We start from the raw sequence: 23105 nt of genomic DNA, 5'->3' as shown, positions 1-23105 counted from the left end.
CGGCGCTTTTGTTTTTTGCCGAGTTTAGGCGGTCTTCTTTTCCCAAGGCATTAGGCCCGCTTCGGCATCCGGGTCAAAATCAGTCGAGACGCTGACGGCACGCCATTCTCGATCGGCCTCGATGCGCGCCGCATCCGCTTTCTCGACATTGCGAACCGCATCGCTGCCGAGCAGCAACCGGAACGGCGGTTGTTCGAGCCCTGAAATGTGGATGACGACCGCAGCCGCCTTGGCAGGATCGCCAGGTTGACGGCCGTCATATTCACGCTGGAAGCGCACTGTGGCGCCGACCGTTTCCGCATAGTTCGCTCGCCCCTCGGCCAGCACCGTCGAGGCACCGGCAAAATCCGTTCTGAAGCCGCCCGGCTCGATCACCGTCACCCTGATGCCGAATGGCGCGATCTCTTTCGACAACACCTCCGAAAAGCCCTCGACGGCGAATTTGGCTGCCGAATAGGCGCCGCGTCCAGCCGGTCCGATACGGCCACCAACGGATGAGAACTGGATGATATGGCCCGCACCCTGTTCGCGCATCAGGGCGATCACCGCCTTGGTCATGATAACAGTGCCGAACAGGTTGGTCTCGATCTGGGCCCGGAAATCGGCAAGGCTGGTATCCTCGATCGGGCCGACATTGCCGTAGCCGGCATTGTTGACAAGCACGTCGATACGGCCGAACCGCTTCACGCCAGCTTCCACCGCGGCAGCTGCCGCCTGCTCGTCGGTCACGTCAAGCGCCAGCGTCAGCACCTGACTGCGGTACAGTTCGGAAAGAACGGCAAGCTGAGCGGGATCGCGCGCCGTCGCCACCAGATTGTCGCCGGCTGCCAGAACCGCCTCCGCCAGCGCCCGACCGAGACCACGCGAACTGCCTGTAATCAACCACACCTTCGACATCGGTAACCTCTCCTTGATTGGTTCCCGGAGCATGTAGGTCGTATTGTTTCCATTCGAAAGAAGGTACCAGTATGATCTATACACACCCTGAGGTAACTGGGAATGGCCGGCGAAATGTTCGATTTCTGTTGCAACATGACCGACGAGCAGGATGCGCGGGCGCGCGCCTTGATCGAGCGGGCGGCGGCGAAATGGCCGCTGCGCATCCTGCACGTCTTGTCCGATGCCGGCGCGCCCTTACGCTTCTCGCGCCTCATGGAGCGGGTTGATGGCATCAGCCAGAAAGTGCTGACTCAGACGCTGCGCACGCTCGAAAACGACGGCCTCATTATTCGCACGCTCTATCCCGAGATTCCACCGCGCGTCGAATATGAATTGACGCCGCTCGGCCGCAATCTGCTCATGCAGGTTGTCACTCTCTGGCGCTGGATCGTCGAGCGCCTGGATGAGTTCGATGCGCGCAAGGCCGTGAAGCTGACGGCAACGGACATTTAAGCGGGAATGCGGATCGTCGCCCTCAAGCCTCCGAGTGGACTGTCGCCGAGCGTGACGTTGCCCCCATGGCTGCGCGCAATATCACGGGCGATCGCAAGACCGAGGCCAGTGCCCGATGCATCGAGGTTGCGGGCCGTGTCCAGCCGGAAGAACGGCTTGAACACGTCTTCGCGATTCTTTTCCGGAATGCCCGGCCCGTCATCGTCAAAAATAACAGTCAGCCACTTGGCATTGTGCTTGGCCTCGATGTCGAGCCTGTCGGCATAACGGCGCGCGTTCGAGGCAAGGTTGGTGACGAGACGCGTGAACGCATTCGGTCTGACGGAAATGTCGTCGTCGCCCTCGATCGAATAGCTGAACCTTTTACGATGCAGGACGAAATCGGATTCCAGCTTGGCGAAGATCTCGCTGAGCTTCAGTTCGCCAACATCCTCTTCGACCTCGCCGCGGGCGAAGGCCATGTAGGCTTCCAGCATCGTCTGCATATCATTGACGTCGTCGTTCAGGCCATGCAGGTCGGGATTGTCGCCGGCGAGCGCCAGTTGCAGCTTGAAGCGGGTGAGAATGGTGCGCAGATCGTGGCTGACGCCGGAAAGCATCGCCGTGCGCTGCTCGATCTGCCGTTCGATGCGTTCACGCATCAGAATGAAAGCAAGGCCGGCGCGCCTGACCTCGTCGGCGCCGCGCGGATAGAAATTGTCGGGCTTCTGCCCTTTGCCGAAGCTTTCGGCAGCCCGGGCCAGCATCAGGATCGGCCGAATCTGTCCGCGCAGGAAGAGGATCGAGATGCCGATCAGCACCAGCGACGTGCCGACCATCCAGACGATGAAGATATGGGTGTTTGAGGCATAGGTCTGACTGCGTTTGGCCAGCACCCGCAGTATCTTGTTCTCGAGCTTGATGCGGATTTCGACGAGATTCGAGTTACCAACCGTGTCGATCCAGAAAGGCCGGTGAATCTCATCGGTGATCTCATCGCTGAGAATGCCGTCAAGGATCGAGAAGAAGGGCTTGACGCGCGGCGGCGGCAGATCGCCGTCCGGCTCGATCGAAATCTGCAAGTTGAGCTGATCGCGCGCGATGCGGATGATCTCGCTATAGTCCGAATTCTGCGGATAGGTCTCGACGATCTCGATAATCGCGGCGATGTCGCGGGTGACGGCGAGCGACAGCCGTTCGGTCACCATTTGCCAGTGACGCTCCATGAAGACGGCGGCCACGACGGATTGCAGCAGCACCATCGGGATGATGATGATCAGCAGTGAGCGCGCGTAGAGTCCGGTGGGCAATCGGCGCCGCAGCCAGCGGACGATCCAGCGCCAGCCCGCCGCCGGAGCGCGGTCTTCCCGCCGCAAACTGTCCATTGTCACCATCGTCGGTCCCGGCCGTTCAGAGCACGATGCGGGAAAGTGTGAACGTCATCGGCATCATGCTCCACTTCTCAAATCTAGTCGATGCTCAGCCTGTATCCGATGCCGCGAACCGTCTGCAGCCAGACGGGGTTGGCCGGATCCTCCTCGATCTTGCGCCTGAGCCGGTTGATCTGCACGTCGATCGTCCGCTCGCCGACCTCTGTGTCATTGCCGATCAGTTCGTGACGGGGGATGGTGTCACCGGCGCGCCGCGCAAAGAGCAGCATGATTTCCTGCTCGCGATCGGTAAGCCGGATCACCTCACTGGCTTTCTTCAGCTCCTTGCGGGTCAAGGAGAAAGTGTAGGGCCCGAACATGACCTGTTCAATCTTCAGCCCCTCACCGCCAGCGTTGCGGCGCAGGATATTGTTGATGCGCAGGACCAGCTCGCGCGGATCGAAGGGTTTTGAGAGATAATCGTCGGCGCCGGCCTCGAGGCCTTCGATGCGGTTGCCCGATTCCGCCAGCGCCGTCAGCATGATGATCGGCACATTCTTGATGGCCCGAAGCCCGCGGGTGACGTCTATGCCGGATTCGCCCGGCATCATCACATCCATGATGATGAGATCGAAATCGAGACCGGCAAGTTTGCGCTGCGCCTCGGCGCCGTCGGCCGCGACAGTGACGCGAAAGCCGTTCTCCGCGAGATAACGATTGAGCAGCGCGCGGATGCGGGAGTCATCGTCGACCACCAGCAGATGCGCCGCATCGTCGGAAATACCTGTCCTGACCGCCATTCAATCCGCCTTCTTTCTGTCCCGCATGCCTCCGAGGAAGGCCTTCACGCCCTCCCGCTCCTGCGCAGAGGCTCCTTCGAATGCCCGCTCAATGCGGCGCGATTGCGGCTCTGCAAGGGCAAGCGCCAGCTCGCGGCCCGATTTCGTCGGATAAAGCTTGCGCTGCCGCCGATCCTCAGGACCGGCCACCTGGCGAATATAGCCTGAGTCGATCAGCTGTTTCAGCACCCTTGCAAGACTCTGCTTGGTGATCTTCAGTGTGTCGAGAAGATCAGCCACCGTCATGCCCGGATTGCGGTTGACGAAATGCACGACGCGGTGATGCGCCCGGCCGAAGCCGCTCTTCTCGAGGATGGCGTCAGGATCGGAAACGAAGTCGCGATAGGCGAAGAAGAACAGTTCGATGATCTCGAAATCGATACCGCCTGTATCTTCCATCGGCGTGGCCAACGGCTCCGGCTTGCCTGCTTTCAGACCGGTCTGTCGTGACACTCGGCATTTCCTTTCTCGTTCCGCATGTTGCGGGAAACTATCCGCAAAATATAGATCAGTATTGTTGGCATAAATTTACGCGGCTGCCAGCTTTGCCGAACTTTCGTGGGAGCTCCCAGCTTCTCAGTTTCCCTGACACTTCTTTTGGAAACCAAGGTCCGCCGGAACTTCCGACCGCAATAAGTAATTCCCTTACCGCCTGTGGATAAAACGTAATGGGGACAACAATCAACAGGCAGGGCGCGCTAAGCGCCGGAGAAGGTTTGGGATCGCTTGGCATCGAGGTGATCGAGGGCGCGATCCGGCCGGAGGAACTGCCTGATTTCAGCGAATGTTTCCTCGCAGGTTCGGTCGCACCGGTTAGGCCGCGGAAGCAACGCCGGTCTCTAAGAGGCCGAACTCTTAATATATTATTATTTTCTCATACAAAGAAAGAAAGCTGGGAAAATCCATCCTTGCGGGATTAAGGCGGGAGGAGGAATTGCCCGGACGAGGCGGCCTGCCGACCGCCTCGTTTCGGATTTCCCGATGATCTTACTGATAGACGTAGACGATCCGACGCGTACCTGGATCGACCAGCACCGGCCGGTCGTTGATCCTTGTGTAGCGGTATTCATAGTCCGGAATCGTCTCGAAAGTCACGTCGGCAGGCACTTCCGCGCCGACGACCACATCGCCGCCAAGCCGGACTGTCTCGGTCGGATTGGTCTCGATGTAGGTCCGCACCGTCTCCGGCGGAGTGATCGTTTCGACGGCTCCAACGGGACCGATCAATTCATCGCCCGGCGCCGGTTGCGGGTCAGCCGGGACAACGCTGGCGGTCGACTCGTAGGTCACGACGGGAACGCCGATCTCGGCGCGATGCTGCTCGACGATAACCTGGTTGCCGCCGTAGTCCATCTGCAGATAATCCGCATAGACCCAGCCGCGCATGCCATTGACGTCGACACGGCACCAGCGGCTGCCCTCGATACAGCCGTCGAGCACCGCGGTCGAGCCGCGGGTGGCAAGGCCGACTGCCGGATATTGCGGGCCCGGACCGGCGCGGACGTTGAGATCGTTGACCGTGGTCGCCACCATCTCCGCCTGCGCCAGACTGCCGCTCGCCAGGAGCACGGCTCCAGCCAATAGGATGTTTCTCTTCAAGGTCATGTGAGCGTCTCCTTGGTTTCGATGGCCGGACAACGCGCGGCGTTCTACGATGTTCCCACGCGCCCCGACCCGGCAAAACAACACCTGTAAATACGCGCTGGCAAGCAATTGAAAAATCATAACAAAACTGGACTTCCCCGACGGGCCGTACGGTGGAAGGGACGTATAAACTTGTGTTGCAGTGGGTCTTGCTGCCGTGAAACACGCGTCAAAAGCCGAAGATTTCGGCTGTCCTCGACGCCGTTTCAGACTATACCCTGAGCACCCGAGACACCCAAGCGAGGCACTTATGGGCATGCTCCAGGCCGGCATCATTCCGGTGACACCCTTTCAGCAGAACTGCACGGTCTTCTTCGATCCCGATACCCGGGAAGGCATCGTCGTCGATCCGGGCGGCGACGTGCCGCTGATCCTTCAGGCGATTGAGAACGGCGACCTGACCATCAAGGAAATCTGGCTGACGCACGGTCATCTAGACCATGCCGGCGGCGCCAGGGAGTTGAAGGAAGCGCTCGGCGTCGACATCGTCGGCCCGCATCAGGACGACCTGCCGCTGCTGCAGCGGATTGAGACCCAGGCCGCGACATACGGCATATCTGGATTGCGCAATGTTCTGCCGGACCGCTGGCTGAAGAACGGCGACAAGGTCTCCTTCGGCGCCCACGAATTCGAGGTCTATCACACGCCCGGCCACGCCCCCGGCCACGTAATCTATTTCAACCGCGCGCAGAATTTCGCCCATCTCGGCGACGTGCTCTTCAACGGCTCGATCGGCCGCACCGACCTGCCGGGCGGCAATCATCAGCAGCTGTTGGATTCGATCCGCGACAAGGTCCTGCCGCTCGGCGACGACGTTGGCTTCATCTGCGGCCACGGGCCCGGCAGCCGCATCGGCGACGAACGGCGAAGCAATCCGTTTCTGCAGGAAATCAGGCCTCGCTGAGCATCCAATGCAGACACGTCAGGCACCACCCGGCAGAACGATGTGAGCCGATACTCACATCATCTTCCTGCCGTTCGGCACCGGCTGTTCGACCGCCGCAAGCACGATCGCGCCATTCTCGTCCTCGAATCCCAGCGTCAGCACTTCCGAACGGAACGGCCCGATCTGCCGCGGCGGGAAGTTGACGACGCCGAGCACCTGCCGGCCGATCAGGATTTCCAGCGTATAATGCACGGTGATTTGCGCCGAGGATTTCTTGATGCCGATCTCAGGGCCGAAATCGATGAGCAGCTTGAAAGCCGGCTTGCGCGCCTCCGGAAAGGGGCTCGCTTCGATGATCGTACCGACACGGATGTCGACACGCTCGAAATCGGCGTAGCTGATCTCTTCCGCCATGTGGTTCTTCCTCAGCCGGCCAGTTCCTCGGCCCGCTTGCGCGCTGCCGCGAGCGCCTTGTCGAACAGGGGCTGCATGCCGTTCTCCGCCATCAGCACGGCGAGCGCCGCCGCCGTCGTGCCGCCGGGAGACGTCACATTCTGGCGCAGCCGCGAAGCATCGTCGGGGGACTGGTGCAAGAGTTCACCAGCCCCCGCGACCGTTTCCCGCGCAAGACGCATGGCGAGGTCCGCCTGCAGGCCGAGCTTTCGGCCTGCCTCCGCCATACATTCGACGAGATAGAATACATAAGCCGGGCCACTGCCGGAAAGCGCCGTCACGGCATCGATATCGGCCTCGGCAGGCACCCATTCGACCGGGCCGGAGACGCTGAGAAGGGCATGGACGCGTTCGCGCTGCGGATTGCTGACCCCTGAATTGGCAAAGGCCCCCGTCACACCGCGGCCGACCATAGCCGGCGTGTTCGGCATGGCTCGCACCATGGCGGCTTTGCCGAGATGTCTTTCGAGAAAACCGAGCGTCTTGCCGGCTGCGACCGAGACAACGACCGTCGCCGGTCCGACGGCGCTCTTCACCGCCGGCAACACCGTCTCCATCACCTGCGGCTTGACCGCGAGGAATAAGACACTCGCCTTCAATTCCGCAGGGACCGTGGTCAGATGCATCGCACCGGCTTCCTTGATCGTCGCCAGCATCGCCGACGAGGGGCCGGGATCCACAACGATGACGGCCGAACCCGGAACGCCGCTCTTCAGCCAGCCGGAGAGCATGGCTCCGCCCATGTTTCCGGCGCCGATCAGCACGATGGGATTTGCCGAGGAGAAAGCCTTCGCTGGCATCTTATGCCTCGCCTACCGTTTCGAACAGCACGGCTTCCATCGCCTTCGCCGCGTCCATGCCGGACCAGACAACGAACTGGAATGCCTGGAAATAGGCTTCGCAGGTGTCGAGCGCGCTGGAAAGCAGCACCTCTACCTGGCGATTGGTCGGCTCCGCGCCGCCTGCAAGCAGCAGCGACTGCCTGAAGATGACGACATCTTCCTGACGCCAGAGGTCGAAATGACCCATCAGCACCTGCCCGTTGATCGCCGAGAGCAGCTTGACCACCTCGTTGACCCTGATGTCGGGGACTTTGATATCGAAAGCACAGCCAAGATGCAGCGCCTCGAATTCCTCCATCCATGAAAAGGAAACGTGATAGTCCGCCCAGCGCCCCTCGACCGTCATTGCGATCTCGTCCTCGCCGGACCGCTCGAACGACCAGTCGTTGTTGGAGGCCACGTACTCGATCATATCGACCGGGTTCGACTGACGCTCGACTTCCAATTCCATCAGGTTCATGCAGCACCTTCTTGACCGGAACGAATGCGGCTTAGCTTGGGATACGAACACAAGAAAGACACACGCAATACCGGAAACCACCATCGGATGATCGTTGAACCGCTGCCAGACTTAACGCAGATAACCTGCCCGGAGCTTACCAAGTCGCTTCGAATCATCATTTAAAATCAGTGTATAATGACCCTTGCCACCTGCCAGCCCCCAGAAGGGAAAATAGGGCGGACCTGCTGTGGAAAGCACTTCGAAACTCAATTCAGAAGGGAGATTAAACGACTCTGCGTATTGGCTTTTTTGGCAGTGTCCACAGGTGGAAAACTCACCTGGAATTTTTTGTGACAGATGCGGCGTGTGGCATGAAGGCAACGCCGCATCTGCGCCATATGGGAATTTAGTGGCTCTCGCCGGCGAGCTTGGCCTCCAACGCCGCGATACGGGCGGCAAGCGCCTCATTTTCATCACGCGCCTTGATCGCCATCTCGCGCACGGCCTCGAATTCCTCGCGCTTGACGACGTCCATGCTGTTCAGCCAACGCTCGGCCTGCGCGTTGAAAGCCGTCTCGATCTCCTTGCGGACGCCCTGGGCGGCACCTGCCGCGTCGGTCATCAGCTTGGCGAACTCGTCCATGATGCGGTTCGTTCCGGTCGTCATGGCGTTTTTCTCCCTTCGTATAAGGTGAATTCAGCCCTTCGGGGCCCCGAAGATTGAGGTAGGGCTTCGCCACCTGGGATGCAAGCGCTTTGCGCGGGATAGCCTTATCCTGAAGAAGGTAGCGGAGGAGCGATCACGAACAATGCACTTGACCGTCCGGGATCGCGGCGGCATGTTCCGCCGACCTCAACGGATGGGAAAATCTTGCCGATAGCAGCCAATCTCCTTGCCATCATGCCTTTCCCGGACATCGATCCGATCGCTTTTTCGCTCGGTCCGTTGGCGATTCACTGGTACGGCCTGGCATACGTCGCCGGCATCCTGCTTGGCTGGGCCTATGCGCGCCGCCTCGCCGCCAACGACAGTCTCTGGCCTGGCAATACATCGCCGATGACGAAGACGCAGCTCGACGATTTCATCGTCTGGGCCGCCCTCGGCGTCGTGCTCGGCGGCCGTCTCGGCTATATCTTCTTCTATGACCTCTCCGCCATCCTGCGCGATCCCATCCGCGCAGTCGAAATCTGGAACGGCGGCATGTCCTTCCACGGCGGCCTGACCGGCACGACGATCGCCATGATCATCTTTGCCCGCCGCAATGCCATTCCGATCTGGAGCCTGTTCGATATCGTCGCCGCCGTCGTTCCCTTCGGCCTGTTCTTCGGCCGCATCGCCAATTTCATCAATGGCGAGCTCTGGGGCCGGCTGAGCGACGTCCCCTGGGCCGTGGTTTTCCCGACCGGTGGTCCCTTCGCCCGCCATCCGAGCCAGCTCTACGAGGCCGGCCTTGAGGGCATCGTTCTGCTCCTGGTGCTTGCCGCCCTCGTCTACGGCATGCGCGCGCTGAAAAGCCCTGGCTTCATCACGGGCGTCTTCGTCTGCGGTTATGCACTGTCGCGCATCTTCGTCGAGTTCTTCCGCGAGCCGGACGCCCAGCTCGGTTACCTCCTCGGCACCAACTGGCTGACCATGGGCATGATCCTCTCCTCCCCGATGATCCTGCTCGGCCTCTGGGCGATCCTGCGGGCCCGCCGCCAGGCCGCGCCGCAGCTCTAAACCGGCAGGACGCGCGACATGACCACCGCTCTAGGCGAAAAGATCAAGGCGATCATCCAGGCCAACGGCCCGATCAGCGTCACCGACTATTTCTCGCTCTGCCTCGCCGATCCCGAGCACGGCTATTACCGCACCCGCGAGCCCTTCGGCCGTTCCGGCGATTTTGTCACCGCGCCCGAAGTCAGCCAGATCTTCGGCGAGATGATCGGCGTCTTCGTCGTCCATGCCTGGCAGCGTCATGGCACGCCGGCAGATGTGCGCCTGGTCGAGATCGGCCCCGGCCGAGGCACGATGATGGCGGATATGCTGCGCGTCATCGCCCGCATCGCCCCGCCGCTCTTCGACACGATGAGCGTGCATCTCGTCGAAACCAGCGAGCGCCTGCGCGACGTCCAGAGCCAGACACTCGAAGCTTATGGCGAAAGGATCGCGTGGCACGGTGGCTTTGATGAGGTCCCGCCGGGCTTCACGCTGATTGCCGCCAACGAATTGTTTGACGCGATCCCGATCCGGCAGTTCGTCCGCACGCAAACGGGTTTCCGCGAGCGCATGGTCGGGCTTGACGCCGATGGCGAACTGACCTTTGCCGCAGGTGTCGCGGGCATCGATCCTGCCCTACTGCCGGAACCAGTGCAGAACCTCCCGCTCGGCACGCTCTTCGAGATCTCGCCCGCCCGCCAGGCCGTGATGATGGCGATCTGTGAGCGGCTGCGCGCCTTCGGCGGCACGGCGCTGGTCATCGACTACGGCCATCTCGTCACTGGCTTCGGCGATACGCTGCAGGCGGTGCGCATGCATGAATTCGACCCGCCGCTCGCCCACCCCGGCGAAGCTGACCTGACGAGCCATGTCGATTTCCAGCAGCTCGCCGAGACGGCGATGACGGCCGGCCTCCATCTGAACGGCGCCCTGCACCAGGGTGACTTTCTGACCGGCCTCGGCATTCTCGAACGCGCCGCCGCCCTCGGGCGTGACCGCGAACCGCAGACCCAGCAGGTGATCCAGTCGGCGATCGACAGGCTTGCCGGCGCCGGTGAGGGTCGGATGGGCGAACTCTTCAAGGTCATGGCGGTCTCCCACCCTGCCGTTGATCTCATGCCCTTTCGCCCGGTGGATTGACAGGGCGCAGGCGGCTGAGCCAACATCCGCGCGAAACAGGAACTTGAAGCGCGCCGTGGATGCGATGCGCTCGGGACAAAACAAACCCCTCGAAAAACCCGGAATTACAGATGCAGGACGCGGCCTCTCCCGCACCGATCCAAAGCACGCTGCTGAACGAAGCGACGGGCGGCACCATCCGCCACGGTTATTTCACCCGGAAAGGCGGTGTTTCCGAAGGGATCTATCGCGGTCTCAACGTCGGCCTCGGCTCCAACGACGAGCGCGGGAACGTCGTGGAAAACCGCCGCCGTGTCGCCGCCTGGTTCGATCTGCCGCTCGAGCGGCTGGCAACTGTTCATCAGGTGCATTCGCCCGACGTCGTGACGATTGGCGCCGATTACGATGGCGCCCGTCCCGACGCGGACGCGATGGTGACGGCAGTTCCCGGCATTGCCCTTGGCGTGCTGGCCGCCGATTGCGGCCCGATCCTCTTTGCCGACCCCGAAAATCGCGTCATCGGCGCCGCCCATGCCGGCTGGAAGGGCGCGCTGACCGGTGTTCTCGAAAACACCATTGCCGCCATGGAAGCATTGGGAGCCGACCGCGCCAGCATACTGGCCTGCCTCGGCCCCTCGATCAGTCAGGCGAGTTACGAGGTCGGGCCGGAATTCGTCGATCGCTTCGTCGCCGAGAATTCGGACTACGAACGCTTTTTCAAGCCGTCCGCAACGCCGGGCCGCGCCATGTTCGATCTGCCGGCGCTGACGATCGACAGGCTGACGCGGGCTGGCGTGCAGGCCGAAAGCCTCGGGCTCTGCACCTATCCGGATAGCGAGCGCTTCTTTTCCTATCGCCGGACGACACATCGCGGCGAGCCGGACTACGGCCGCCAGATTTCAGCGATATCAATCAGGGAGACTTGAGCAGAATGGCACTGCACTTCGAAAAGGCCGAGTTCGCAAGCCGGCTTGCGCGCCTCACCGAGAAGATGAAGGAAGAAAAGCTCGACGCCCTGCTGCTCTTCGCCCAGGAAAGCATGTACTGGCTGACCGGCTACGACACCTTCGGCTACTGCTTTTTCCAGACGCTGATCGTCAAGAGCGACGGCACCATGGCGCTGATCACCCGCTCGGCGGATCTTCGCCAGGCCAGACACACATCGATCCTTGAGGACGTCCACATCTGGGTCGACAGGGTCAATGCCGATCCGACGCTCGACCTGAAGAACCTCATGGTCGAGATGGATCTGCTCGGCGCCCGCATCGGCGTCGAATATGACACCCACGGCATGACCGGCCGCGTCGCCCGTCTGCTCGACGCACAATTGACCACTTTCGGCCAGATCGTCGACGCCTCCTATCTCGTCAGCCGTCTTCGTCTCGTCAAGAGCCCGACGGAGGTCGCCTATGTCGAGCGCGCCGCCGCTCTCGCCGACGACGCGCTCGACGCCGCGATCCGGCTGACCAGGCCCGGCGCTGACGAAGCCGATATCCTCGCCGCCATGCAGGGTGCGGTCTTTTCCGGCGGCGGCGATTATCCCGCCAACGAGTTCATCATCGGCTCGGCTGCCGACGCCCTGCTCTGCCGCTACAAGGCCGGCCGCCGCAAGCTTGACGCCAACGACCAGCTGACGCTGGAATGGGCCGGCACCTATGCGCATTACCATGCCGCCATGATGCGCACGATCGTCATCGGCGAGCCGATGCAACGCCATCGCGAGCTCTACAATGCCTGCCGCGAAACCATCGAGGCGATCGAGACGGTGCTGAAGCCCGGCCACACCTTTGGTGACGTCTTCGACATGCATGCCAGGATCATGGACGAGCGCGGCCTCGCCCGCCACCGGCTGAATGCCTGCGGTTATTCGCTCGGCGCCCGCTTCTCGCCCTCCTGGATGGAGCACCAGATGTTCCATGTCGGCAATCCGCAGCCGATCGAGCCGAACATGTCGCTGTTCGTGCACATGATCATTGCCGATTCCGATACCGGCACGGCAATGACGCTCGGACAGACCTACCTGACGACGGCGGATGCACCGCGCCCACTTTCCCGTCATTCGCTCGATTTCATCGGCCTTTGAAGACCGGGACTGACCGGTGAGAATCCGGAATTGACAGAGGACCGTGCCCGCCCGCATAAATCCGGGCGGGCTGATACGATTGTGGGAAGGACGGATCACGGGATGACGCGAACTGCGACTGTGCCCACGCTCCTGTTCGTCATTGCTCTGCTGACCGCCTGCAACACCACCGACGCGCTGACGCCGCTAGTCGGCATCGGCGAATCCTCCGGAACTCCGCCGTCAAGTCCGGTGACGCAGGGCGAGGCAGAACGTCTGGCCGGCACCCGCCAGCCGGTTTTTGCCGGGAGCACGCAGCCGAGTGGCTATCATCCGGCCTATGATCAGTCGCAAAGAACCTATCGACCCGGCAGCGGCGCGCCGCCGACGACGATGCAGGAGCAGGCAGACGCGCTGTCGAGAAACGGCTCCTCGCCCGCCGCCTCCGCCCCGATCGAGGGACAGGCGCTGCCGCCGGCCGCTGCCGGCGCCGAGACTCCAACACAGCCCGGCCAGCTGCTTGACACGCAGCAACCGCAGCAGACCGCCGGCCTCGCGCCCGGCGCATCTTCCGCGCGTGGCAATACGGTGCGCTTCCTGCCGATCATCGGGGCGCCGGTGCAAGCCGTGACTCCGCTCTCGCGCCAGCTCGGCGCCGAGGCGCGCGCCCACGGCCTTTCCATCAAGAGCTCGAATGACACGAGCAGCGATTACATCCTCAAAGGTTACCTCTCTGCCTTCGGTGACGAAGGCAAGGTCACCGTGGTCTATGTCTGGGACGTTCTCGATGGCGGCGGCGCCCGCCTGCACCGAATCCAAGGCCAGGAAAGCGTGCCGACAGCCGCGGCCGACCCTTGGGCGGGTGTCCCGGCTTCGGTGATGCAACAGATCGCTTCGAAAACCATCGCGGAATTCACCTCCTGGCGGCAAACTCAGGGTGGTTAGTCACAAACTTTTTGCAAATATGAAAGTCTGTGGCGCCTTTGCCCTTGCATTCACGGGGAAGCTGACTAAAAAGCGCGGCTATCAGCGCATAATAGGCGGACCAAAATGAAGGTTTTCGCAGGCAATTCGAACCGGCAACTCGCCGAAGCGATCTGCAACTATCTCAATGTTCCTTTGGGAAGAGCCAGTGTCCGAAGGTTTGCCGACCAGGAAATCTTCGTGGAAATCCAGGAAAACGTGCGCGGCGAGGACGTCTTCCTCGTGCAGCCCACCGCCTTTCCCGCCAACGACCACCTGATGGAGCTGCTGATAATGATCGACGCGATGCGTCGTTCGTCGGCACGCCGTATCACCGCCGTTCTTCCCTATTTCGGCTATGCCCGTCAGGACCGCCGCGCATCCGGCCGCACGCCGATCTCCGCCAAGCTGGTTGCCAACCTCATCACCGAAGCCGGCGCGGATCGCGTCATGACGCTCGATCTCCATGCCGGTCAGATCCAGGGTTTCTTCGATATCCCCACAGACAACCTCTTCGCCATGCCCGTGCTGACGCGCGACATCAAGAGCCATTATGACCTCAGCAACGTCATGGTCGTCTCGCCCGACGTCGGCGGCGTGGTGCGCGCCCGCGCGCTCGCCAAACGGCTGGACTGTCTTCTGGCCATCGTTGACAAGCGTCGCGATCGGCCGGGTGAATCCGAGGTCATGAATATCATCGGCGACGTCACCGGCAAGGACTGCCTGCTGATCGACGACATCGTCGATTCCGGCGGCACCCTCTGCAATGCGGCCGACGCACTGCTCGCCCAGGGTGCCTCCAGCGTCACCGCCTATATCACGCACGGCGTTCTCTCGGGCGGCGCGGTCACCCGCGTCACCTCCTCGAAGCTGCGTGAACTCGTCATCACCGATTCAATCCAGCCGACAACGGCGGTGCTTTCAGCGCACAATATCCGCGTCGTGACGACGGCCCCGCTGATCGGCGAAGCCATCAGCCGCACGAGCCAGGAAGAGTCGGTCTCCAGCCTTTTCGATTAAAAAGCCTCCTCCGTCATACTCGGCGTGCCGAGCATCTGGCCCTTGCAATTCCTTGGCAGGAAAGCATTATTTTCAGATATTTAATCGGCCGGATGAGATCCTCGGCACAAGGCCGAAGATGGCGACACGGCTTTTGCAGTGGTTTGTCAGCGGCCTGAAGGCCGGCACAAGCCGGCCTCTTTCTTTTTCGATTCCAATCGAGAACCTTCAAGGCTGCTGCGGCGGCGCAGGTATCACGTCCTGTCCTTGATCCGGTTCCTGCTCCTGGTCCGACTCCAGCCCCTGATCCTGATTCGGGCCATCCGGTCCCTTGATCTGCTGGCCATTGACCGCCACGGAACCGTCGCGGCTGATGCTGACGTCCCAGCGCGAACGGCCATCCGGATCGATCTTGGCAAAGCCCTTCACCATCATGATGCCGAAGGAGACCTGGTTGAGATCGGGGTCCGTCTTGGCAAGCTCCTGGACCGCCGCGATCGTCTTGTCGAGATCGCGGGCGAGGATCGTCGCCTCCATCGAATAGTCCTTCTCGGTATCGACGCGACCTTCGATCCTGCCGGTTATATCGACGTCATAGACCTGCGATTTGGCACTGATCTTCGGAAACTCGACGGCAAGCCGGCCATCGCGGAAGAGCTTCTTCGCCATCTCCTCGCCGGTCTTCTCGGACGCCGAATCTTTGAAATCCATCGCCATGAGGGCGTCGCCGAAGCTTGCGAAATCCAGGTTCGGAAGCGCGAGCTGGAAATCGAAGTTGCTCGGCATGAAGGCCGAATAGTTTGCCGGCATCAGCGGTGTGTCGAGGCTGATCTCCTGCGCATTCATGCCGAAGCCAAAACGCATTGCGTCACTGGGCCCATCGATGGCGAGGTTGTAGCCGAATGCCTTGGCGCCGCCCTTGCCCATCTCGCTGCTGACGGTCAGGTCGTTGACCCCGATCGTCTCGCTGAACAAGGTCAGAAGGGGGAAGGCTTCCTTCACTATTCCCTTTAGCTTGTCGCTGTTTTCCGGGCTCAATTCCTTCTCATCGAGATGGTCGAGCACGAAGAAGACTATCTCGCGAATCTGCTTGGCCGGCAGGCCGTTCACCTTGGCATCGACATCGATTGAGCCGGCACGAAGTTCGATGGGCGGCATTTGCAGGCCGGAAACCTGCTCGACGAAATCAGACATCGAGCCGCTGCCGGCAAAATCGATACGTCCATTGCCGCCTGTGCTGTCGGTCGAACTCAGCTTCTGGTCCATGCTGGCGATGCTGGCATGGACTTCCTCGGTTTCGGACTTGCTTGATACCTTGATGTCTTTAGCCGCGAAGGTGCCGGAGCGCAGATAGCTGATCGCCGGGTCGAAGACGCCGGTGTAAACAAGCGACGCGATGGAATAGGTGAAATCCGTCGGCTTCTGGTCTGGACCCTTGAAATGGCCCGAGACGTTGAGCTTGTTGTCGCCTTCGACGTTCCAGAGCCCGCTGTCCAATGGCGTGGCGAACATCGAAAACGGTGTCAGCCCTGTGATCGCAAACGTCGCCGGATCGGCCTTGGTAAGCAGCTTCGCCAGATCATAGATGACCTCATAGCGCGTGCCGGCCGGATTGACGGTGATGAGACCGCTTTTTGCCAAATCCTGCGGAAGCAGCTTCGTCAGGGTCTCCTTGACCGCATTGGCGCCCTCCTGGTTGATCTCCGCGCCCTCGGCCCCGGTGAAAAGGCAAAGGGCAAGCATACTCGTTGCCGTGACAAGTTTGAGACGCATGGTCCGGTTTTCTCCTCAGCCGCTTTTCGGTTGCGGCCATCCAAAGATGCGAAGCGCGCCGATGTCAAGCCAAGCGGCGATAGGCACTGGCAATCTTGCCTTTGACCAGGTGCAGATCGCGAGTGATTTCAACAAGGTTCTCGCATTGGGATGGGTGCGGATGCAATCTGGGCGAGTTCGCTCTTCTCAAATGATGGAGCGCCCCGGCGAAAGCCCCTCCATCGTCGGAAAACCGGCGCTATCGGCAACTTGCGTTTCAGGACGACTTATACTATAGGCCACCGGTCCGCGTAGACACCCTTGGAGGCAACGCGGATGAGGACGGGAAAACCCGCCTCCGGTTCGACGGAACAAGGCTTTTGCCCGCCGCCGAACTCTCCAAATAACCTCGAAAGGAAAAGCCATGAGCCAGGAAACTTACGAGCTCAAGGCCGAGGCGCGCGAACGGGTTGGTAAGGGGTCCGCCCGTGAACTTCGCCGCAACGGTTTGATTCCCGCTGTCATCTATGGTGACAAGCAGGCCCCCATTGCCATCGCTATCAACACCAATGAGGTGACGAAGCGCATTCATGCCGGTGGCTTCATGACCACCGTAGCGACCATCGAAGTCGACGGCAAGAAGTACAAGGTTCTGCCGAAGGACTACCAGCTCGATCCGGTCCGCGACTTCACGCTGCATGTCGATTTCCTGCGGGTCTCCGGCAACACCCAGGTGACCGTCGAAATCCCGGTTCACTTCGTCAATGAAACGAAGTCTCCGGGCCTCAAGGTCGGCGGCGTTCTGAACATCGTCCGCCACGCAGTTGAAGTTCACTGCCCGGCCGATGCGATCCCGGAATTCTTCAACATTGACCTCAGCGGCAAGAAGATCGGCGACAGCATCCATATTTCGGAAGTCACCCTTCCGAAGGGCGTCAGCCCGGTCATCGACCGCGACTTCACGATCGCCACCATCGTCGCTCCGGCTGCCGGCGTCGACGAGAGCGCCACGGAAGCTGAAGGTGAAGCCGAAGCCTGATCGCTTCGACCAATTGAAAGCATATAGCCCGCCTCCCCGGTGAACTGGCTCTAGAAAGTTGCCATCCAACTTTCTAGAGCCAGCTTACGGGGAAGGCGGGCTTTTCATTGCCTGCCAAGCCTCCGTTTCAGCAACATTTAACATATTCGTGAAAGCATGGGCCGTCAGCTGCGAAGAAGCCGGCCCGAACGCGCGACAGCAAGTATGCCGGCCTGGGGGAGTAGACGGAACCATGAACAATTCCGTTGAGAACAGGTTTTTTGGGATTGTTTGCGGAGCGCTGCTTGTTTTTGTCGCTCCGCTTTTTGTTCTCTTCCTTTTTCTTTCCTCGGAGCGCGCCGACAAAGAAATACGCGACCATATCTCTGTTCTTCTTGTCGCCAACGCTCAGGCGCTGGCAAAACCGCTCTGGGACCTCGACGAGGAAAGTGTCACCCAGATCAGCGCGACGGTCGTTTCCCAAGGCGCCATCGTCAAGGTCGAGGTGCGTGATCAGTCGGGCCAGCTCGACGTCAGCCAATCCACGATTCCGCGTTCCTTTGACGGCAAGCTCGTGCAGGTGTCGCGTGCCATCATCTACAACACCGTCGACGGTCCGAAGAACCTCGGCAGCATCAGCGTCTATTATCCCGCCCTCGGACTGTTTTCCGGTCTGAAGCAGGAAGAGGTCGTCTTCATTTCGATCTTCATCTTCGCGGTTCTGACCGTTTTCGGCACAGCGCTGATCGGCAACCGATTCTTCGTCATCCAGCCGCTGATGCGTCTGACGGCGGCAATCGAGGCCACCCGGCAGCTCGGCTCGCGCCATCATGTAGACTGGCAGTCGAACGACGAGATGGGACGGCTTGCCCGGAGCTTCAACGAGATGCAAACCAAGCTCGAAAGCGAGGAGATGGAGCTGAAGCTCGCCCATCGTCGCGCCACCGATATCTACAATCTGACACCCGCCATGCTCTTCTCGCTCGATGAGGAAGACCGCATCACCGCCGTCAGCGACTATTGGCTGCTTGCCACCGGATATAGCCGCCCCGAGATCATCGGCCGCAATTTCGCAGATCTGGTGACGTCAAGCAGCCGCGATAAGTTCGTCAAGCGCCGCCAGGGCGAAAATGGCATGACGGTCACCGTCAAATTCGTCTGCCTGGACGGCCGCACCATGGACGTCCTCATTATGGAATCGGAAGCCGCCGCCGGCGCTCACGATCGCCTCTCGCTGTCCGTCATGACGGATGTGACCGAGCTCAAGGCTTCGGAGGACCGCAACCATCGCCAGGCAATCACCGACCATCTGACCGGGCTCCTCAACCGCCAGGGCTTCGAGGCGGTGCTCGACAACAAAATCGCTGCCGCAGACGCCGCCGGCCAGGAACTCGCCTGCCTCTTCGTCGATCTCGACCGCTTCAAGTGGATCAACGACAATATGGGGCACGCTGCCGGCGACACGGCGCTGATCGAACTCGTCGAGCGCCTGAAGACCCATCTTGCCCCCTCCGACGAGGCGGCCCGTCTCGGCGGCGACGAGTTCGCCATCCTGCTGCCGGCGAAAGACGCCGAAACACGCGCAAAGGCGATGTGCGAGCAGATCGCCTCAATCTTCGAAACGCCATTTGCCCCGGACATGCATCTGAGCGCTTCCATCGGCATCGCCATCTACCCACATCATGCCGCGACCGCCGCCGAGCTGCTGCAGAAATCCGACATGGCCATGTATGCCAAGAAGCGGGACGGCAAGAACGGCGCACAGCTCTTCGACAAAGCCATGCTCGACCGCGCCCGCAGCCGCGCCGAAATCGAGGCCAATATCGAAGCCGGTCTCTCCGAGAACTGGTTCGAGGCGTTCCTGCAGCCAATCGTCAATCTGAACGGCCGCGGCGTCGCCGGTTTCGAGGCGCTGATGCGGCTCAACCATCCGCAGAAGGGCCTGATGCCGCCGGCCGAAATAATCAGCGTCGCAGAGGAGACGGGCAAGATCGTCCGCGTCGGCAACCTCATCATGGAAAAGGCGATCTCCAATCTCGCGAAAATCTCTCGCATATCGGGGATGCAGGATACCTACCTTGCCATCAACTTCTCGCCGCTGCAGTTCGAGCCGGCGCTGCCTGCCCGTCTTGCTGCGATCGTCGGTCGCCACGGCATCCGCCCCGAGCGCATCGTCGTCGAAATCACGGAAGCCGTGCTGATGCACGACAACCCGCAGATTCGCATGATTGTCACGGAACTTCGCCGCTTCGGCTGCCGCATCGCGCTCGATGATTTCGGCACCGGCTACTCGTCGCTGAGCTACCTCAATCGTTTCCCTGTCGATATCATCAAGATCGATCAGTCCTTCACCCGCGCGATTAACGACGGCGACGACGACGTGCGCCAGAAGAGCCGCATGCTGATTGAAGGCATCACCACCCTGTCCCACAAGATGAACTGCACCGTCATTGCTGAGGGCATCGAGACGGAAGAGGAATGCCGCACGCTTCACCAGATGGGTCTGGACTACGGCCAGGGTTATCTCTTCCATCGTCCGCAGCACGCAGCCGCACTCATCGAGGAACTGATGGCCCCGCAGTCGGCCGTCGCGCGCGCCTCATAAACGAAGACCCAAGGAGATGAGACGATGAAAAAGCTCCTGCTTCTCGCATGCCTGGCGCTGCCCTGCGCGGCTCACGCACAGACGGTTGCCTTCACGACCGAGGATTACGCTCCCTTCAACTATCGCGAAGGCAAAGAGATCAAGGGCGCGACCGTCGAGCAGGTCGAGAAGGTGATGGCCGCGATCGGCGTCGACTACACGATCGAGGTCATGCCTTGGGCGCGTGCTTTCAGCCTTGCCCGCACCGCGCCGATGACATGTGTTTTCGCCACCGCCCACAACAGCGCGCGCGACCCACTGTTCAAATGGGTCGAACCGCTGCTCATCGACCGAAACATCCTGATCACCCGCAAGGGTTCGGGCATCACCGCCAGCAATCTCGAAGAGGCAAAGAAATATACGATCGGCACCCAGCGCGAGGACTACACCGAGACGATCCTGAAGGAGAAGGGTTTCACCAAGCTGGACGTCGCCAGTGACTTCAACGCCACACTGCGCAAGCTGCTCAGCGGCCGCATCGACATGATGCCGATCTCCGAACTCTACTTCGAAAAGCTGAAGGCCGATCAGCCGGTGGAGATCGTAACCGTGCTCTCCTCCCAGCCAATGGGCATCGCCTGCGAGAAGAGCTTTCCCGACGATCTGCACGCCAAGATGCAGGCTGCCCTCGACAAGCTGATCGCTGATGGCGACCAGAGGCAGATCTTCCAGAAATACGGCATGAACCTGTCGGACTGATGCCGCTCGGTGCGCCCGCCGCCCTTTCCGCTTGACTTTGCTCCCGTTTCCGGGTGGTGAACGTCGGAAAAGCTTAAGCGAGGACGACAGGCCATGCTGATCATTGCGGGTCTCGGCAATCCCGGCGGCAAATACGCCGGCAACCGCCACAATATCGGCTTCATGGCCGTCGACGCCATCCATCGGCGCCACAGCTTCTCCCCCTGGTCGAAGAAGTTCAAGGCGGAAATTGCGGAGGGAGAGCTTGGCGGCGACAAGGTCCTGCTGATCAAGCCGCAGACCTACATGAACCTCTCCGGCGAGGCCGTCGGCGAGGCGATGCGCTTCTACAAGCTCCAGCCCGCCGACCTCGTCGCGATCTATGACGAACTCGACCTGCCCCCTGGCAAGGCGCGGCTGAAGACCGGCGGCGGCCATGGCGGCCATAACGGCATCAAGTCGCTGGACGCCCATTGCGGCAAGGAATACCGGCGGCTGCGCCTTGGCATCGGCCATCCCGGCGTCAAGGAAATGGTGCAGAACCACGTGCTCGGCGATTTCGCCAAGGCCGACAAGGTCTGGCTGGAGCCGCTTCTCGATACGCTCGCCGACAATGCCGACATGCTGGTGCGAAACGAGGATTCGCAGCTGATGAACAAGATCGCGCTGGCGCTCGGCGGCAAGGCCGAGGAAGAGAATCCGCGAAAGGAAAGCAGGGATAGCGACAAGAAGCCGGCCGGCCAATCGCATATCCGCCAGGCCCGCAACAGCAATCAGCCGAAGCTGCCGACCAGCGGCCCGATGGCCGAGATGCTGAAGAAGATGTTCGGCAACAAGGGGGAATAAGACGGATGCCGGACCAGGATCTTAACATCCCTCCGGCGCCGGCAATCTTGTCCGCCAACCTCGCTCAGCCCGGCATGACCTGTTCATCGGCTTTGCTGGCAATTTTGCTGCTGCGACCTCGCGGTGATCATCGTCCCAAATCTGACGCGGAACGCCGGCTGTTACAAGGTGATGCGGCTCACCGGCTATAAAAACCCGGCGACGCTGCGCTTCTACGAGACTTGCCTCTTCCTGCAGGACAAGACGGGCTATCAGATCCGCCGGCCCTGAGCCCAGCTATTCCTCAGGCTCGGTGGTGAACATCAACGGAAAGCCCATCTCCTTGGCAAGGTCGATGCCCTCCTTGGCCTTGGTCTCGGCAATATCCTTAGCGCAGACGACGACCACGCAGGAGCCGAGCTTGTGCGCCGTCATCATCACCCGATAGCCGGTCTCCTCGCTCATGCGGAAAACGACCTTCAGGATCACGATGACGAATTCGCGCGGCGTATAATCGTCGTTGACGAGAATGACCTTGTAGAGCTTCGGCCTGTCCAGCTTCGGCTTCACCTTGGTCTTCGGTTTCAGGGCAACGTCATTGTCACTCATCGGAAAATCCACCCGTTGATGACATGAAAAGGCGGAAGAAACATCCGCCGGACTATATTGCACCGTCAGCACGGCAGTTCAATGACGGATATCACTCCGACGAGAGCAGCAGGCAGGCTCGCCCGGCGCTTTCGACGATGGCGGCAGCCTTCCTGTTGAAGGTCGCGAATACTTCGCCGCCAAGCCTGCGGCCTTCGAAGACGATGACGCCATCGGCGAAATCCCCGCCGGCATCGAGGAAGGACAATCCAGCCTCGACAGCTGCTCTATCGTAGACGACCTTCCTGTCGGCTATCAGCAGCCGGATGGTCGCGGCGATCTCGGCGGCGCTTTTGCGATAAATCCGACCGACGACCCAAACGAACTCGCAGAACGTCAGGTTGGAGACGAACAGCTGCTCAGCCTCGCGCATCAACATCCTTGCACGTTCCGTTTGCTTCGGATCGTCATCCACGGCCGCCCGCACGAGCACATTCGTATCAACGATCATCAGCGACGCCGACCTCGCCAGCCCCGCCCGCCTTTATGGCCTCATCGATCTCCTTGAGCGTCGCATGAATATTGCCCTTGTTCTCGATACTTCCGAAGAAACTCTCGATGGAGCCGCTGGCCGGCTGCGTTTTGACCGCAACGACCTCAAGCTTGCCACCAGGCAGGAGATCGACATCGATCTTGTCGCCGGGCCTGATCCCGAGGTGCCGAAGCACTTCTTTTCTCAAGGTGACCTGTCCTTTTGCCGTCACTGTCAGGGTTGTCATGTCAGCTCTATCCTTTCCGTCAAAGGTAAGGCTAAACCGCCTTACCTTCAAGCCGGCCGGCCTTGCTTTTTCGATTCGTGCCGCAAACCCTTGACCCGAGCCGGCCATTCCCGCATAGGCAGGGCAAAGTTT

General features: G+C 60.9%; 24 protein-coding genes and 3 pseudogenes. 14 read left to right on the top strand and 13 right to left on the bottom strand.

Features of this window, described 5'->3' with window-relative positions; genetic code table 11:
* Window positions 1–24 precede the first annotated feature (24 nt).
* Entirely contained in the window at window positions 25–897 is an 873-nt protein-coding gene (locus J7U39_RS03840) for an oxidoreductase (protein ID WP_210630487.1), read from the bottom strand.
* 71 nt (window positions 898–968) lie between these two features.
* Here J7U39_RS03840 and J7U39_RS03835 point away from each other — a divergent pair.
* Window positions 969–1392: pseudogene (locus J7U39_RS03835) on the top strand (helix-turn-helix domain-containing protein).
* Here the strand turns inward: J7U39_RS03835 and J7U39_RS03830 are convergent.
* The 3 genes from J7U39_RS03830 to J7U39_RS03820 form a co-directional block, all read right to left on the bottom strand.
* The gene (locus J7U39_RS03830) at window positions 1389–2765 is read right to left on the bottom strand and encodes an ATP-binding protein (RefSeq protein WP_210630485.1); all 1377 of its coding nucleotides are present in this window, start codon (window positions 2763–2765) and stop codon (window positions 1389–1391) included. The pseudogene J7U39_RS03835 and the gene J7U39_RS03830 sit on opposite strands and share 4 nt — an antisense overlap.
* Window positions 2766–2839: 74 nt before the next feature.
* The gene (locus tag J7U39_RS03825; RefSeq protein WP_210630484.1) at window positions 2840–3541 is read right to left on the bottom strand and encodes a response regulator transcription factor; all 702 of its coding nucleotides are present in this window, start codon (window positions 3539–3541) and stop codon (window positions 2840–2842) included.
* Window positions 3542–4033: a MarR family transcriptional regulator gene (locus J7U39_RS03820; RefSeq protein WP_210630483.1), complete on the bottom strand. Its 492-nt coding sequence runs from the start codon at window positions 4031–4033 to the stop codon at window positions 3542–3544.
* A gap of 275 nt (window positions 4034–4308) precedes the next feature.
* On the opposite strand from J7U39_RS03820, the pseudogene J7U39_RS31665 reads away from it, so the two are divergent.
* A pseudogene (locus J7U39_RS31665) lies at window positions 4309–4401 on the top strand (branched-chain amino acid aminotransferase); the annotation flags it as partial.
* Window positions 4402–4567: 166 nt separating this feature from the next.
* Here J7U39_RS31665 and J7U39_RS03815 read toward each other — a convergent pair.
* Window positions 4568–5185, bottom strand: coding sequence for a DUF1236 domain-containing protein (locus J7U39_RS03815; RefSeq protein WP_210630482.1), 618 nt, complete (start codon window positions 5183–5185; stop codon window positions 4568–4570).
* Between the two features lie 289 nt (window positions 5186–5474).
* Between J7U39_RS03815 and J7U39_RS03810 the strand changes: the two genes are divergently transcribed.
* Window positions 5475–6128: an MBL fold metallo-hydrolase gene (locus J7U39_RS03810; RefSeq protein ID WP_210630481.1), complete on the top strand. Its 654-nt coding sequence runs from the start codon at window positions 5475–5477 to the stop codon at window positions 6126–6128.
* Window positions 6129–6182: 54 nt separating this feature from the next.
* On the opposite strand, the gene J7U39_RS03805 is transcribed toward J7U39_RS03810, so the two are convergent.
* The 4 genes from J7U39_RS03805 to J7U39_RS03790 all read right to left on the bottom strand — a co-directional run bounded on the left by J7U39_RS03805 (window position 6183) and on the right by J7U39_RS03790 (window position 8514).
* Window positions 6183–6524, bottom strand: coding sequence for a tRNA-binding protein (locus J7U39_RS03805; protein ID WP_210630480.1), 342 nt, complete (start codon window positions 6522–6524; stop codon window positions 6183–6185).
* 11 nt (window positions 6525–6535) lie between these two features.
* Window positions 6536–7363 carry a pyrroline-5-carboxylate reductase gene (gene proC / locus J7U39_RS03800; RefSeq protein WP_210630479.1) on the bottom strand — a complete coding sequence of 276 codons (828 nt, stop codon included), beginning with the start codon at window positions 7361–7363 and terminating at the stop codon, window positions 6536–6538.
* A gap of 1 nt (window position 7364) precedes the next feature.
* Window positions 7365–7865, bottom strand: a complete 501-nt coding sequence (locus J7U39_RS03795) for a YbjN domain-containing protein (RefSeq protein WP_004680153.1) — start codon at window positions 7863–7865, stop codon at window positions 7365–7367.
* Between the two features lie 388 nt (window positions 7866–8253).
* Complete coding sequence (locus J7U39_RS03790; protein WP_210630478.1) at window positions 8254–8514, bottom strand: accessory factor UbiK family protein; 261 nt, start codon at window positions 8512–8514, stop codon at window positions 8254–8256.
* 204 nt (window positions 8515–8718) lie between these two features.
* Here J7U39_RS03790 and lgt point away from each other — a divergent pair, with 204 nt between their 5' ends.
* The 6 genes from lgt (at window position 8719) to J7U39_RS03760 (ending at window position 14710) form a co-directional block, all read left to right on the top strand.
* A complete protein-coding gene (lgt, locus tag J7U39_RS03785; protein ID WP_210630477.1) occupies window positions 8719–9567 on the top strand; it encodes a prolipoprotein diacylglyceryl transferase in 849 nt (282 codons plus the stop codon).
* Window positions 9568–9585: 18 nt separating this feature from the next.
* Complete coding sequence (locus J7U39_RS03780; protein ID WP_210630476.1) at window positions 9586–10686, top strand: class I SAM-dependent methyltransferase; 1101 nt, start codon at window positions 9586–9588, stop codon at window positions 10684–10686.
* Between the two features lie 110 nt (window positions 10687–10796).
* Window positions 10797–11591 carry a peptidoglycan editing factor PgeF gene (gene pgeF, locus J7U39_RS03775; protein WP_210630475.1) on the top strand — a complete coding sequence of 265 codons (795 nt, stop codon included), beginning with the start codon at window positions 10797–10799 and terminating at the stop codon, window positions 11589–11591.
* Between the two features lie 5 nt (window positions 11592–11596).
* Window positions 11597–12748, top strand: coding sequence for a Xaa-Pro peptidase family protein (locus tag J7U39_RS03770; protein WP_210630474.1), 1152 nt, complete (start codon window positions 11597–11599; stop codon window positions 12746–12748).
* A gap of 102 nt (window positions 12749–12850) precedes the next feature.
* Window positions 12851–13672 (top strand): hypothetical protein, encoded by an 822-nt coding sequence (locus J7U39_RS03765; protein WP_210630473.1) that lies wholly within the window; start codon window positions 12851–12853, stop codon window positions 13670–13672.
* Window positions 13673–13777: 105 nt separating this feature from the next.
* Complete coding sequence (locus J7U39_RS03760) at window positions 13778–14710, top strand: ribose-phosphate pyrophosphokinase (protein WP_210630472.1); 933 nt, start codon at window positions 13778–13780, stop codon at window positions 14708–14710.
* Between the two features lie 207 nt (window positions 14711–14917).
* Here J7U39_RS03760 and J7U39_RS03755 read toward each other — a convergent pair whose 3' ends face one another.
* Window positions 14918–16462, bottom strand: a complete 1545-nt coding sequence (locus tag J7U39_RS03755; RefSeq protein WP_210630471.1) for a hypothetical protein — start codon at window positions 16460–16462, stop codon at window positions 14918–14920.
* Between the two features lie 403 nt (window positions 16463–16865).
* Between J7U39_RS03755 and J7U39_RS03750 the strand changes: the two genes are divergently transcribed.
* The 5 genes and pseudogenes from J7U39_RS03750 to J7U39_RS03730 form a co-directional block, all read left to right on the top strand.
* The gene (locus tag J7U39_RS03750) at window positions 16866–17480 is read left to right on the top strand and encodes a 50S ribosomal protein L25/general stress protein Ctc (RefSeq protein WP_210630470.1); all 615 of its coding nucleotides are present in this window, start codon (window positions 16866–16868) and stop codon (window positions 17478–17480) included.
* A 232-nt stretch (window positions 17481–17712) separates the two neighbouring features.
* Window positions 17713–20064 carry an EAL domain-containing protein gene (locus J7U39_RS03745; protein ID WP_210630469.1) on the top strand — a complete coding sequence of 784 codons (2352 nt, stop codon included), beginning with the start codon at window positions 17713–17715 and terminating at the stop codon, window positions 20062–20064.
* Between the two features lie 24 nt (window positions 20065–20088).
* Window positions 20089–20802 carry a transporter substrate-binding domain-containing protein gene (locus J7U39_RS03740; protein ID WP_210630468.1) on the top strand — a complete coding sequence of 238 codons (714 nt, stop codon included), beginning with the start codon at window positions 20089–20091 and terminating at the stop codon, window positions 20800–20802.
* Between the two features lie 93 nt (window positions 20803–20895).
* Window positions 20896–21627, top strand: a complete 732-nt coding sequence (pth, locus tag J7U39_RS03735; protein WP_210630467.1) for an aminoacyl-tRNA hydrolase — start codon at window positions 20896–20898, stop codon at window positions 21625–21627.
* 50 nt (window positions 21628–21677) lie between these two features.
* Window positions 21678–21897: pseudogene (locus tag J7U39_RS03730) on the top strand (GNAT family N-acetyltransferase); the annotation flags it as partial.
* 6 nt (window positions 21898–21903) lie between these two features.
* Here the strand turns inward: J7U39_RS03730 and clpS are convergent.
* From clpS to J7U39_RS03715, 3 genes are all read right to left on the bottom strand, one after another.
* Window positions 21904–22215: an ATP-dependent Clp protease adapter ClpS gene (gene clpS / locus J7U39_RS03725; RefSeq protein WP_210630466.1), complete on the bottom strand. Its 312-nt coding sequence runs from the start codon at window positions 22213–22215 to the stop codon at window positions 21904–21906.
* Between the two features lie 91 nt (window positions 22216–22306).
* A complete protein-coding gene (locus J7U39_RS03720) occupies window positions 22307–22705 on the bottom strand; it encodes a type II toxin-antitoxin system VapC family toxin (protein WP_210630465.1) in 399 nt (132 codons plus the stop codon).
* Window positions 22695–22973, bottom strand: coding sequence for an AbrB/MazE/SpoVT family DNA-binding domain-containing protein (locus J7U39_RS03715; protein ID WP_210630464.1), 279 nt, complete (start codon window positions 22971–22973; stop codon window positions 22695–22697). The genes J7U39_RS03720 and J7U39_RS03715 overlap by 11 nt, the downstream gene beginning before the upstream one ends.
* Window positions 22974–23105 lie beyond the last annotated feature (132 nt).

It is taken from the genome of Rhizobium sp. NLR16a (genome assembly GCF_017948245.1).
In the GTDB taxonomy this organism is placed as follows: Bacteria; Pseudomonadota; Alphaproteobacteria; order Rhizobiales; family Rhizobiaceae; genus Rhizobium.
The sequence above is the reverse complement of the archived record's forward strand: the minus strand, read 5'-3'. Positions and strand labels throughout refer to the sequence as shown.